The organism is Ruegeria sp. A5, from assembly GCF_056543005.1.
On sequence record NZ_JBQGAV010000005.1, the window covers coordinates 88574 to 101473 of the forward strand.

At 58.5% G+C, this 12900-nt stretch carries 12 protein-coding genes; 10 read left to right on the forward strand and 2 right to left on the reverse strand.

Features of this window, described 5'->3' with window-relative positions:
- The 8 genes from ACR0AY_RS12860 to ACR0AY_RS12895 all read left to right on the forward strand — a co-directional run bounded on the left by ACR0AY_RS12860 (position 1) and on the right by ACR0AY_RS12895 (position 9135).
- Positions 1 to 726, forward strand: a complete 726-nt coding sequence (locus tag ACR0AY_RS12860) for a 16S rRNA (uracil(1498)-N(3))-methyltransferase (RefSeq protein WP_170513774.1) — start codon at positions 1 to 3, stop codon at positions 724 to 726.
- Entirely contained in the window at positions 723 to 1571 is an 849-nt protein-coding gene (locus tag ACR0AY_RS12865; protein WP_170513777.1) for a GNAT family N-acetyltransferase, read from the forward strand. Before ACR0AY_RS12860 ends, ACR0AY_RS12865 begins: the two co-directional genes overlap by 4 nt.
- Positions 1568 to 2095, forward strand: a complete 528-nt coding sequence (locus tag ACR0AY_RS12870; RefSeq protein ID WP_170513780.1) for a hypothetical protein — start codon at positions 1568 to 1570, stop codon at positions 2093 to 2095. Before ACR0AY_RS12865 ends, ACR0AY_RS12870 begins: the two co-directional genes overlap by 4 nt.
- A 67-nt stretch (positions 2096 to 2162) precedes the next feature.
- Entirely contained in the window at positions 2163 to 3533 is a 1371-nt protein-coding gene (locus ACR0AY_RS12875) for a glutamate--cysteine ligase (RefSeq protein WP_170513783.1), read from the forward strand.
- A gap of 70 nt (positions 3534 to 3603) precedes the next feature.
- Entirely contained in the window at positions 3604 to 4677 is a 1074-nt protein-coding gene (gene pheS / locus ACR0AY_RS12880; protein WP_170513786.1) for a phenylalanine--tRNA ligase subunit alpha, read from the forward strand.
- Positions 4678 to 5329: 652 nt separating this feature from the next.
- A complete protein-coding gene (locus ACR0AY_RS12885; protein ID WP_170513790.1) occupies positions 5330 to 6133 on the forward strand; it encodes a prolyl oligopeptidase family serine peptidase in 804 nt (267 codons plus the stop codon).
- Positions 6134 to 6211: 78 nt separating this feature from the next.
- Complete coding sequence (gene pheT, locus ACR0AY_RS12890) at positions 6212 to 8608, forward strand: phenylalanine--tRNA ligase subunit beta (RefSeq protein ID WP_170513793.1); 2397 nt, start codon at positions 6212 to 6214, stop codon at positions 8606 to 8608.
- 80 nt (positions 8609 to 8688) lie between these two features.
- Positions 8689 to 9135, forward strand: coding sequence for a YtoQ family protein (locus ACR0AY_RS12895; RefSeq protein WP_170423625.1), 447 nt, complete (start codon positions 8689 to 8691; stop codon positions 9133 to 9135).
- A 51-nt stretch (positions 9136 to 9186) separates the two neighbouring features.
- On the opposite strand, the gene ACR0AY_RS12900 is transcribed toward ACR0AY_RS12895, so the two are convergent.
- Complete coding sequence (locus tag ACR0AY_RS12900; RefSeq protein ID WP_170423627.1) at positions 9187 to 9885, reverse strand: glutathione S-transferase N-terminal domain-containing protein; 699 nt, start codon at positions 9883 to 9885, stop codon at positions 9187 to 9189.
- A gap of 223 nt (positions 9886 to 10108) precedes the next feature.
- Here ACR0AY_RS12900 and ACR0AY_RS12905 point away from each other — a divergent pair, with 223 nt between their 5' ends.
- Positions 10109 to 10915 (forward strand): mechanosensitive ion channel family protein, encoded by an 807-nt coding sequence (locus ACR0AY_RS12905; RefSeq protein WP_170423629.1) that lies wholly within the window; start codon positions 10109 to 10111, stop codon positions 10913 to 10915.
- 187 nt (positions 10916 to 11102) lie between these two features.
- Here ACR0AY_RS12905 and ald read toward each other — a convergent pair whose 3' ends face one another.
- Positions 11103 to 12218, reverse strand: coding sequence for an alanine dehydrogenase (gene ald, locus ACR0AY_RS12910; RefSeq protein ID WP_170513796.1), 1116 nt, complete (start codon positions 12216 to 12218; stop codon positions 11103 to 11105).
- A 135-nt stretch (positions 12219 to 12353) separates the two neighbouring features.
- Between ald and ACR0AY_RS12915 the strand changes: the two genes are divergently transcribed.
- A complete protein-coding gene (locus tag ACR0AY_RS12915; RefSeq protein WP_170395646.1) occupies positions 12354 to 12812 on the forward strand; it encodes an Lrp/AsnC family transcriptional regulator in 459 nt (152 codons plus the stop codon).
- Positions 12813 to 12900 lie beyond the last annotated feature (88 nt).

The window sequence follows — 12900 nt, forward strand, 5'->3', positions numbered from 1 at the left end:
ATGAATGCGAAGATCAGACTGTATGTAGAGCACCCTTTGGGTCCGGGGCAATCGGTTCCTTTGACGCGTGAGCAGGCGCATTATCTGTTCGGTGTCATGCGCCTGTCGGTTGGGGGCCGGGTCGCCCTGTTCAATGGCAGCGATGGCGAGTGGCAGGCAGAGGTTGCAGAAGCGGGCAAACGAGGCGGTATTCTGTCGTGCGTGGAGCAATCGAAACCTCTGCAATTACCGCCCGATCTGTGGCTTCTCTTTGCACCGATCAAGAAGGCGCGGACCGATTTCATCGTTGAAAAAGCAGCTGAAATGGGGGCCGCACGGATCATACCGGTGCACACCGAATTCACCAACTCTGAGCGCATTCGACAGGATCGCTTGCAGGCCCACGCAATTGAGGCGGCCGAACAATGTGGCGGCACTTTTGTGCCTGAGGTCGCTGACCTCCAGCGATTGGATCGTATCCTGGGCGCGTGGCCCGATGATCGCCAATTGATGTTCTGTGACGAGGCTGAAGCCGGCTCGGCCCTGCGCTTGGCAGAGAATGAGAAAGGCAAGCCGTGGGCGATCCTGATCGGCCCCGAGGGCGGGTTTTCCGAGCCAGAACGTAAACGGTTGGCGGAGCTACCATTTACCCATGTGGTCAGCCTCGGCCCACGCATCCTGCGCGCCGATACAGCAGCCGTTGCGGCGATGACAATGTGGCAGCAAGCGTTGGGAGATTGGACGTGACGTGGCAATTGGCGCAGGAAACGGACCTGTCCAGGATCGACTCGTTTTTGTCCCAACATATCCAAACATCGATGTTCCCTTTGGCCAATCTACGGGATTTTGGCCTGTGCGGTACGCATCCCCGGTCGTTGAATGCATGGACGCTTGGCAGCCCGTTGCGTGCGGTCTTTGCCATAACAAATGAAGGCATGATCCTGCTGCAATGTCCCGACTGTTCGGATACCGAACTTGCCGCAGCGATTGACCTTATTCGAGGCCGGGCCCTGTTCGGCATCGCGGCTGAGGCAACGCAGGCTCGTCGGATAATGCAGTTGGCAGGTTGGGAGGGGCGACCCGCGACCCTGAACAGCGATGAGCCGGGGTTTTCCCTAGCGTTGGATCGACTTCAAATACCGGATTTCAGTGGGGCAGATCTCATGCCGCTTACTGATGTAGACCGTTCGGTCCTTGAAGACTGGCGAGAATGCTACCTCATCGAAGCCATGGATTTTGATGCTGTGCGCGCACAGACGCAGGCTAGGAAGGACATCAAGACCTATATCGAGCGGGATTCGCATCGAGTTTTGCTACAGAATGGCCTACCGGTCAGCATGACCGGCTTCAACGCCCGCCTGCCTGATGTGGTGCAGATCGGCGGTGTCTACACGCCACCAGATTTACGAGGGCGGGGCTATGCGCGTTTGGCTGTTGCCCTGCATCTGGTTGAGGCGCGCGACGCGGGAGTTTCCAGAGCTGTCCTCTTTGCGGCTTCCGATGCGGCAGCGCGTGCCTATATATCCATTGGGTTCCAGCCTGCAGGTCAATACTCGCTGATCCTGTTCAAAAACCCGGAGGACGTGGCATGAGTTTCTTTCGACCCGAAGCCAAACTGGCCCTGTGGCGCTGGCGCGAAGTGCTGGTTGCAGGGTTTGTTCTGATCCTCGGCCTCAGCTGGATCAGCGGCCCCGGCGGATTGCTGGCGTGGTTGGGGTGGCTGCTGATCGTCGTCTCGATGGCACTGGCGGTGATCGGAGTGCAACGCGCGCGCTTTCGCAATGGTGCGGGAGGACCGGGTGTGGTGACTATTGATGAAGGCCAGATCACCTATCTGGGCCCGCTCGACGGCGGCATCGTTGCAGCCCGCGAAATCGAGCGGTTGGCGTTAGATCCGACCTCGCAACCTGCGCATTGGGTTTTGGATCAGCCGGGGCAGCCGACCCTTCACATTCCGGTGAACGCCGAAGGGGCCGAGGCACTGTTTGATGTGTTCTCAGCACTTCCGGGGCTTAAAACCGAGCAAATGCTGTCGGAACTCAACGGTCGTGCGGCGCATCCGGTGGTGATCTGGGAACGCACGCCGTCACGGCCTGCGCACCATAGGCTGCATTGACACTGGCGCGGTTTGCGCTCAGGACTGACCGCCAAGATAGACACATCAGGATCGGAGCACGGGTCACATGTCCATCCCCCAGTCCGGCGGCGGACCGATCGAACGCCATGAGCAACTGGCCGAATATCTGGAATTGGGCTGCAAGCCCAAGGAAGATTGGCGCATCGGAACCGAGCATGAGAAGTTCGGCTATTGCAAAGACACTCTGAAACCTCTGCCGTTTGAAGGCAAACGGTCGATTGTGGCCGTGCTGGAAGGTCTGCGAGACCGCCATGGCTGGGCTGAAGTGCGTGAAGCTGGACATTTAATCGGGCTTGAGAAGGACGGCGCGAACGTCAGCCTGGAACCAGGCGGTGCGTTGGAACTGTCCGGCGCTCCGCTCGAGACAATTCATGAAACGTGTGATGAGGTGAACACTCACCTGCGTGAAGTGAAAGATATCGCCGATGAGATCGGTGTAGGCTTTATTGGTCTGGGCGCAGCCCCGATCTGGACCCATGAAGAGATGCCGTTGATGCCTAAGGGCCGTTACCGGCTGATGAACGATTATATGGAGAAAGTCGGCACTATGGGCCGCGCCATGATGCGCCGGACCTGTACCGTTCAGGTCAATATCGACTTTGGCTCCGAGGCCGACATGGTGCAGAAACTGCGCGTCGCGCTGGCACTTCAGCCGGTCGCGACGGCGCTGTTTGCGAATTCTCCGTTTTTTGAGGGCAAGGTGAACGGCCAGAAAAGCTGGCGCAGCTTTATCTGGCGGCATCTGGACGATGCACGCACTGGGATGCTGCCCTTTGTGTTCGAAGAAGGCTTCGGTTTTGAGCGCTACGTTGAATACGCGCTCGATGTGCCGATGTATTTCGTTTATCGCGACGGCCAGTATATCAACGCTCTGGGCATGTCATTCCGCGACTTCCTGCAGGGCAAACTGCCTGCATTGCCCGGCGAGACGCCGACTCTGTCCGATTGGGCCGATCACCTGACCACGGCATTCCCCGAAGCGCGGATCAAGAAGTTCATGGAGATGCGCGGTGCCGATGGTGGCCCATGGCGTCGCCTATGCGCTCTGCCTGCATTCTGGGTTGGTCTGACCTATGACCAAACCGCGCTGGATGCCGCTTGGGATCTGGTCAAAGGCTGGGATGCCGAGACGCGCGAAGCGCTGCGGGTCGAGGCTGCCAAGGATGGTCTGCAAGCGCAGGTTGGCAACATCAATATGCATGATTTGGCGCGCGAAGTGGTCTCGATCGCAGAGGCCGGACTTGCATCCCGCGCGCGCCCCGGTGCGGGTGGTCTGGTGCAGGACGAGACGCATTTCCTGAACGCGCTCAAGGACAGCATCGATACGGGCAAGGTTCCCGCTGATGAGTTGCTGGATCACTACAATGGCGACTGGAATGGCGATCTGACCCGGATTTATCCCGAATACAGCTATTGATCCCCACCGTCCCGCTTGCATTCGCGGGGCGGGGCCGATAGCAGGTTGGCGACCAATTTCAGAGGGCGTCATGGACGATCTTAAGGCAAAATATCTGGGCCAAATCGCCGAAGCTGGCGACGAAAACGCGCTTGAGGCGATCCGCGTCGCTGCCGTGGGCAAAAAGGGCGAGGTCGCGCTGAAGATGCGCGAGCTGGGCAAGATGACCCCCGAGGAACGTCAGGTCGCAGGCCCCGCGCTGAACGCCCTGAAGGATGAGATCAACTCGGCGCTTTCTGCCAAAAAGGCCGCGCTTGCCGACGCCGCGCTGGATGAGCGTCTGCGCACCGAGTGGCTCGACGTTACACTACCGACCCGCGCGCGCCGTCAGGGCTCGATCCACCCGGTCAGCCAGGCGACCGAGGAGTTGACCGCGATCTTTGCCGAACTGGGTTTCTTGGTGGCCGAAGGGCCGCGGATCGAGACCGACTGGCACAACTTTGACGCTCTGAACATCCCCGGCCACCACCCCGCGCGGGCCGAGATGGACACGTTCTACATGCACCGCGCCGAGGGCGACAATCGCCCGCCGCACGTGCTGCGCACCCATACTTCGCCCGTTCAGATCCGCTCGATGGAGCTGCAGGGCGCGCCGATCCGCGTGATCTGTCCGGGTGGCGTCTACCGCGCCGACTATGACCAGACCCACACGCCGATGTTCCATCAGGTCGAGGGGCTGGCCATCGACAAGGACATCTCGATGGCGAACCTGAAATGGGTTCTGGAAGAGTTCGTGAAGGCCTTCTTCGAGGTCGACGATGTCGAGCTGCGCTTCCGCGCCTCGCACTTCCCCTTCACCGAGCCATCGGCCGAGGTCGATATCCGCTGTTCGTGGGACAACGGTCAGCTGAAGATCGGTGAGGGCGATGACTGGATGGAGATTCTAGGCTCGGGCATGGTCCACCCCAAGGTGATCGCCGCCGGTGGGATCGACCCCGAGGTCTATCAGGGCTTTGCCTTCGGCATTGGAATCGACCGTTTGGCGATGCTGAAATACGGTATTCCGGATTTGCGGGCGTTCTTTGATTCAGACTTGCGTTGGTTGCGCCACTATGGGTTCGCAGCGCTGGATATGCCGAACCTGCATGGTGGTTTGAGTCGGTAAGTGTATCCACTGGGCGTATATCTTTCGCGTTACATTGACTGGTGGCATCGCCGTGTGGCGAATGCTCCTTTTCTTTGGTTGACTGGTCTTATTCTCGCGACGATTTCCATTCAGGTTCTAACGGTAACGCTGCTCGAATCTTCGGTGATTTGGTTTATTCCTGTTTTGGGGGGCGCCATATTTCCTGGCCTTTGGGCTGCTTGGAGCGCTCTTTGCAGTAGAGCTGACCAAAGGAAAGAAGCGGAGGATCGACAAGCAATGGCTAGAAAGCTAATTGATCAGTACGCAAAGGATAGATCGAAGTAGCGTTCGATGATTGCGCGCGAGAAGAAATTTCCAAGATAGAGTGTGTGATTGAAACTTGCGCGGAGCAAAGGCCAACTGGCCGCCGCGCTATCGCCAGACCGCCCGCACGGGCTGGCGATTTGTCTCCGTTAGCGCTCCGTTTGAACGTTTCGCGGATTTGGCTGGCATAAAGTGCCGAACACAAACCCCTGATTGTCACCCCGCGGTCTGGCGATAGCGCGGCTTTGTGATTTGATCTGGTGTAGGGTGGGGTTTCACCCCACCGTGAGGCGGTTGGTGGGGTGAAACCCCACCCTACACCAATAAGTTACGTGACAGGGCGGCGCATGTCGCTAGGCTCCGGCCTATGATCTATCGACTGCTTTTTCTTCTGCTGACCGCGACCCCGGCCCTTGCGATGGGGCCGTGGAAATCTGACTGCCACGGCGATACCGCCTGTGAGATCGGCGACCGTTCTTACCATGTAATGGAACCTGATGGTTGGAATGGCGAAACGCCTCTGCCGGTGCTGTTGCATTTTCATGGCTGGGCGCGGCAGGGCGATGTGGTGGTGAACCATGAGCGCATCGCCGGGGCGACCAGGCTGCGTGATGTGCTGTTGGTGGCTCCGAATGGGCTGGGCAAAAGTTGGAACTTCTGGACTGCTGATACCGCAGACGTGCCGTTCGCAGATCGCGTGCTTGAGGACGTCGCCAAACGCTATCCCATTGATCCTGAGCGTATCTATGTCTCGGGCTATTCTTATGGCGGCGCAATGGCGTGGCGCTATGTCTGCCAGTCGGGAAACGACATCGCCGCTCTGCTGGCGGTAGCGGGCTCGATCCGCCAGACCGAGGACTGCCCGGAAGCCCCGCGCGAGGTGCGTCATGTTCATGGGCTGGACGATACGGTGATGGATTTTCCCTTTGGGCCGGATGGCGACACGACCTATCCGGTGGCGCTGTGGAAGGCCAAGTTCAACTGCAACGGCGCGACCCCGCGGGGGGATTGGAGCGTGAAGCCCTTCCTGACGCTCAGCCGATTGGAGTGGACCGATTGCGCGCAAGGGCAGGTGACACTGGACACCCATCCCGGCGGGCACTTTATTCCCCACGGCTGGATCGGCTGGCAGCTGGACGAGCTTTTGGGTCGCACCCCCACCTATCCGTGAGCCGCAGCGCTTGCACCTTGGCGCAATCTTTGCCATTGCCTGTGCCGACTGAATGTTTGCCGAAAAAGGCCCGCTGCAATGAAATTCACTCTGTCCTGGCTGAAAGACCACCTCGATACGGATGCGTCGGTTGATGAGATCGCCGAAGCACTGACCGATCTCGGGCTTGAGGTCGAAGAGATCGTCAACCCGGCGGACCGTCTGGCGGGCTTTACGCTGGGCCATGTGAAACATGCCGAGAAGCACCCGGACGCCGATAAGCTGCGCGTTTGCACGGTTGAAACCGACGAGGGCGATCTGCAGATCATTTGCGGCGCGCCCAATGCGCGCGAAGGCATCACCGTGGTGGTTTGTAAACCTGGTATGTATATTCCCGGCCTGGATATCACCATCAGCGTCGGCAAGATCCGTGGCGTCGAGAGCTTTGGCATGATGGCATCCGAGCGCGAGCTTGAGCTGTCGGATGAACATGACGGGATTATCGAGCTGCCTTCGGGCGAGGTCGGCGACAAGTTTGTCGATTGGTTGGCTGAGAACGATCCGTCAAAGGTTGATCCGATGATCGAGATCGCGATCACGCCGAACCGCCCGGATGCGCTGGGTGTTGCGGGTATTGCGCGTGATTTGGCCGCGCGCGGGTTGGGCACGCTGAAAGTACGCGATTACACTCCGGTGCCGGGTGATTTCGAAAGCCCGATCAAAGTGTCGATCGACGAGGATACGCTGGACGGCGCGCCGCATTTCACCGGGCGTCTGATCCGTGGCGTAAAGAACGGCCCGAGCCCTCAGTGGCTGCAGGATCAACTGAAAGCGATTGGTCTGCGTCCGATCTCGGCTCTGGTGGATATCACCAATTATATGACCTTCGACCACAACCGTCCGCTGCACGTGTTCGACGCGGACAAGGTGCAGGGCAATTTGCGGGTGCATCGCGCCAAGGGTGGTGAAAAGCTGGTCGCGCTTGATGAAAAAGAATACTCCCTTCAGCCTGGCATGATGGTGATTTCGGACGACAAAGGCCCGGAATCTATCGCGGGTATCATGGGCGGCGAGGAAACCGGTTGTACCGAGGAGACTGTGAACGTCTTCCTTGAAAGCGCGTTCTGGGATCATGTACAGATCGCCCTCACAGGTCGGGCGCTGAAGATAAACTCGGACGCGCGGTATCGATTCGAGCGCGGCGTCGACCCGGAATACACGCGCGAAGGGTTGGAGCATGCGACGCAGATGATCTTGGATATCTGCGGCGGTGAAGCCTCGAATGTGGTCGAGGCGGGCAAAGCGCCGAACCACGCGCGGGCCTACAAACTGGACGCGGCGCGCGTGCAGTCCTTGGTCGGGATGGAGATTCCGGAAAGCGAGCAGCGGCAGACACTGACCCGTTTGGGCTTTCGTCTGGATGGCGAGATGGCGCATGTGCCCAGCTGGCGACCCGATATCATGGGGGAGGCCGATCTGGTGGAAGAGGTTGCGCGGATCGCTTCTCTGACCAAGTTGCAGGGTATTCCGCTGCCGCGTACGACAGCAGGTATCCCCAAACCGGTCATGACACCCACGCAGCGTCGCCAGTCGATGGCGCGCCGGACCTGTGCAGCGCTGGGGTACAATGAATGTGTGTCTTATACCTTCATCGATCAGGCCTCGGCAGCCTTGTTCGGGGGCGGTGACGCAGCAACCATGTTGGAAAACCCGATCTCGTCCGAGATGAGCCATATGCGCCCTGATCTGCTGCCTGGTCTGCTGCAAGCGGCGGCGCGCAATCAGGCGCGGGGTTATGCCGATCTGGCCTTGTTCGAGGTCGGGCCAGTGTTCCACGATGGTGAGCCGGGGGATCAACAGACACAGATTACCGGCCTGTTGGTTGGGCGTAGCGGTCCCAAGGACGTGCATGGTGCTTCCCGTCCCGTTGACCTGTTTGATGCCAAAGCCGACGCAGAGGCGGTGCTTGCCGCCATTGGTGCGCCTGCCAAGGTTCAGATCCTTCGTGGCGGCGATGCCTGGTGGCACCCGGGTCGGCACGGCAAGATTTGTCTGGGCCCCAAAAAGGTTCTGGGCGTTTTTGGTGAATTGCATCCGCGCGTGTTGCAGGCGTTGGATATCAAGGGTCCGGCAATGGCGTTCACCATCTGGCCGGATCAGGTGCCGATGCCACGTAAATCCGGTGCGACCCGTTCTGCCTTGGAATTGCGCGACCTGCAGGCGGTCGAGCGCGATTTCGCCTTTGTTGTAAATGCGGATATCGAAGCTCTGACGTTGGTCAATGCGGCTGCGGGTGCTGATAAGGCTCTGATCGAGGACGTGCGCGTCTTTGACGAATTCATTGGCGGTAGCGTCGGCGAGGGCAAGAAGTCTCTGGCCATTACCGTAAGGCTCCAGCCGTCGGACGCGACCCTGAAGGAAAAGGATATCGAGGCGGTCAGCACCAAGATTGTCGAAAAAGTGATGAAAGCCACTGGCGGCGTCTTGCGGGGATGAGTTGGTTTTCGCCTCCGGCGGGAGTATTTTTGAAATGATAAAGGGGCCATTGCGCCCCTTTTTCACGGGAGGAGAAAAAAATGCTGAAGGTCTATTTGTCCGGTGAGATTCACACGGATTGGCGCGAGCAGATCATTGCGGGCGCCGATGGGTTGGATGTTGAATTCAGTAGCCCGGTCACCGATCACGGTGCTTCGGACGATTGCGGTGTCACGATCTTGGGGGCCGAGCCGAACAAGTACTGGCACGATCACAAGGGTGCCATGGTCAACGCGATCCGGACCCGCAAGGGCATATCAGACGCGGATGTTGTGGTTGTACGCTTTGGGGACAAATACAAGCAGTGGAACGCGGCATTTGACGCGGGCTATGCGGCAGCACTGGGCAAGTCGATCATTGTTCTGCACGGGGCTGATCATCAGCACGCGCTGAAAGAAGTAGATGCAGCAGCACTCGCCGTCGCTGAAGAACCCGCGCAAGTTGTTGAGATCTTGCGCTACGTTCTAACAGGCGCGCTGCCTGGGTAAACCGATGGCCCGTGGCGGCGGATTTGGATCCCGCCGCACAGGCCTTGTGTATCAATCCCGTGAGGGGATGTTCAGTCCTCTTTGCACTGCGGGTCGATCCAGGAACCTATCCAGATAGCGCGTAACGTTGCCATAGCTTTCCCAGCCTATGACATCCTTGACGCCGTAATAATCTAAACCGCGCAGCCACGGCGCGATTGCGATATCGGCGATCGAGAATTCTCCGGCGATCCAGTCTTGGCCGTCCAGTTGCCGGTCGAGAACGTTCAGCAGGCGTTTGGCCTCGGACACGTAGCGTTCGCGCGGGCGGGGGTCTTCGATTTCAGCCCCTGCGAATTTGTGGAAATACCCAAGCTGGCCAAACATTGGTCCGATACCGCCCATCTGGAACATAACCCATTGGGTGACCCGGTGCTTGTCGCCTTTGTTCTGACCCAGCAGCTTACCGCTCTTTTCAGCGAGGTACAGAAGGATTGCACCGCTTTCGAACAAAGCCAACGGAGCATCGTCGGGCCCGTTGGGATCAATGATCGCCGGGATCTTGTTGTTCGGGTTCAGCGAAAGAAACTCCGGGCTTTTGACATCTGCATCGGCCAGTGTGACACGATGTGCCTCATAAGGCAGGCCGGTTTCTTCCAGCATGATCGACGCCTTTACCCCGTTGGGTGTGGGGAAGGAATAAAGCTGAATCCGCTCGGGGAACTGTGGGGACCATTTATTCATGATCGGGAATTGGATTGTGTCCAGCATGATGGGCTCCTTTTATCGCGCCTGTCTCGGTCAATCTGGTAATTTGTGGCGCTTTTGTAAGGTCCAATTCTGTGCGTGATCGGTCAGTCGATGTTTGCTGGGGAACAGCAGGGGGGAAAACTCGGAAATCCCGCACCTAGACCTGCGCGCAAAATTAGCCCAGACTTTTCAGCGATCCCGCGCCAAAAGGCGCGGGTTTGCTGTTGGCGCAAAGGAGAAGCGTGTGGAAGATGTCGTAACACAGGTGGGCGCATTTGGTCCGCTGATCATGAGCGCGATCAAAGCGTTGATCGTTCTGGTATTGGGTTGGATCGTTGCCGGAGCCATTAGCGGTCTGGTGCGGCGGCGGATCAACGCCACGCCACATATCGACCCGACTTTGGGGAATTTCGTTGCGAGCCTCGTGAAATGGGTGCTGCTGGCGATTGTCTTTGTCGCCGTTCTGGGCATTTTTGGAATCGAGGCGACCAGCATCGTGGCCATACTGGGTGCCGCATCCCTGGCCATCGGTTTGGCGCTGCAGGGAACACTCAGCGATCTGGCCGCGGGCGTGATGCTGGTGGTGTTCCGGCCCTATAAGCTGGGCCAATATGTCGATATTGGTGGCACAGCGGGTACTGTGAAAGACCTGAACCTGTTCACGACCGAGCTGGTGACGCCGGACAACGTGCAGATCATCGTGCCAAACGGTCAGGCTTGGGGTTCGGTGATCACCAACTATTCCGCCCATGACACCCGCCGGGTCGATCTGGTGTTTGGCATCGACTACGGCGATAGCGCGGATGAGGCTATGAACATCATCCTGGATGTGGCCAAAGCTGACGATCGTATCATGGCTGATCCTGAGCCCTGGGTGCGGGTGACAAATCTTGGGGATAGTTCGGTTGATCTGACCGCGCGCCTGTGGTGCGCCGCGGCTGACTATTGGGATGTGAAGTTTGAACTTACCAAAGCGATCAAAGAAGCGTTTGACGCCAAAGGCGTATCCATCCCGTATCCGCATTCTGTGGAGATTCACAAAGAGGCGTAAGCCTCCCGCCCGTCGATCGGGCATTGAAATGCCATCCTCTGGTTGGGCCGGGCACCGCGCTAAGGCGCGGTGCTTTTTTGCGCGAACCTTGGTCCAGAAAAAACAGCGCCGCGCTATTGGCGCGGCGCTGGGCCCAAGTCTGTAAAGCGTCCTTTGGAAAAGGACGCTTTCAGAGGCGGGAGCGCTCTTACTTCAACAGAGTTGTTGGATCGACAGAGTTGATGTTAAGGGCGGTGCCCACCGCTTCGTAAGTCAGCTTGCCGGCGTGGACGTTCAAACCTGCCAGCAGGTGTGCGTCGTCCTTACAGGCCTGCTTCCAGCCCTTGCTTGCCAGCGAAAGCATGAACGGCATGGTTGCGTTGCCCAGTGCGATGGTCGAAGTCCGGGCAACCGCACCGGGCATGTTGGCGACGCAGTAGTGCATGATGCCGTCAACTTCGTAAACCGGATCGGCGTGGGTGGTGGCTTTCGAGGTTTCAAAACAGCCGCCCTGATCGATCGCAACGTCTACCAGAGCCGCGCCGGGCTTCATGGTCGACAGCTGTTCGCGCGAGATCAGTTTGGGAGCAGCTGCGCCCGGGATCAGAACCGCACCGATGACCAGGTCGGCATCCTGGATCAGCTCGGCTGTCGCACCAGCGGTTGAATACTGGTTCTTGAAGGTTCCGCCGAACACATCGTCCAGATAGCGGAGACGCGGCAGCGAACGGTCCAGTACGGTCACATCCGCACCCATGCCTGCGGCAATCTTCGCTGCGTGGGTGCCTACGACGCCTCCGCCGATGACGATCACTTTGGCAGGGCCTACACCCGGAACACCACCCATCAGAACGCCGCGGCCACCGTTGGCCTTTTGCAGAGTCCAGGATCCAACTTGCGGAGCCAAGCGACCGGCAACCTCGGACATCGGCGCCAGCAGCGGCAGGCCGCCATTGGAGTCAGTCACGGTCTCATAGGCAATCGCGGTGCAGCCGGATTCCAGCAGATCGTGAGTCTGGTCTGGATCGGGTGCCAGGTGCAGATAGGTGAACAGCAACTGACCTTCGCGCAGCATTTTACGCTCGACCGCCTGAGGCTCCTTGACCTTGACGATCATATCAGCCGTGGCGAACACTTCTTCTGCAGTGTCGACGATGCGGGCACCTGCCGCTACATAAGCATCGTTATCAAAGCCCGAGCCCATCCCGGCACCGGTTTCGATGATGACTTCGTGACCGCGGGCCACAGCTTCGCCAGCAGCGTTCGGGGTCATCCCGACGCGGAATTCCTGAGGTTTGATTTCCTTGGGGCAGCCGATTTTCATGTGAGACTCCATTCATAAACTGCCTAAATTATGGGCATAAATTGGCGCAATTTTTGTGAAACCCCACTTGCTAAACACACAATCTGCGGGAAAATATTCAGCGTATAGACAACTTGACGCAATGGATGTGCGCAAATGACGATTGACGCAACAGATCGGAAGATTCTGGCAGCCCTGCAGCGCAAAGGGCGGATGTCAAATTCGGAATTGTCCGAACAGGCGAATCTATCCCCTTCGGCCTGCCACCGACGCGTGCAGCGACTTGAGGCCGAGGGTTATATCAAGGACTACGTCGCCCTGTTGGATGCACGGAAGTTGAACGTTCCAACCACTGTGTTTGTCGAGATCACGTTGCAGGGTCAGGCGGAAGAAGTGCTGGAGGCGTTCGAAAAAGCCGTAGCACGGATTCCGGATGTGCTGGAATGCCATTTGATGGCGGGCACGGCGGACTACATTCTAAAGGTCGTCGCAGAAAATACCGAGGATTTTGCTCGCATTCATCGGCAATACCTGTCGCGCTTGCCTGGGGTGGCGCAGATGCAAAGCTCATTTGCTTTGCGCACGGTGTTCAAAACCACGGCTTTGCCTGTCTGAAACCAACTATTGGGGTTAGCCTTGCGTCAATTCTGCCGCTTGTATCTGTCGTGCGGTCGGGCCAAAATCCATGTTTCCGACCTTATGT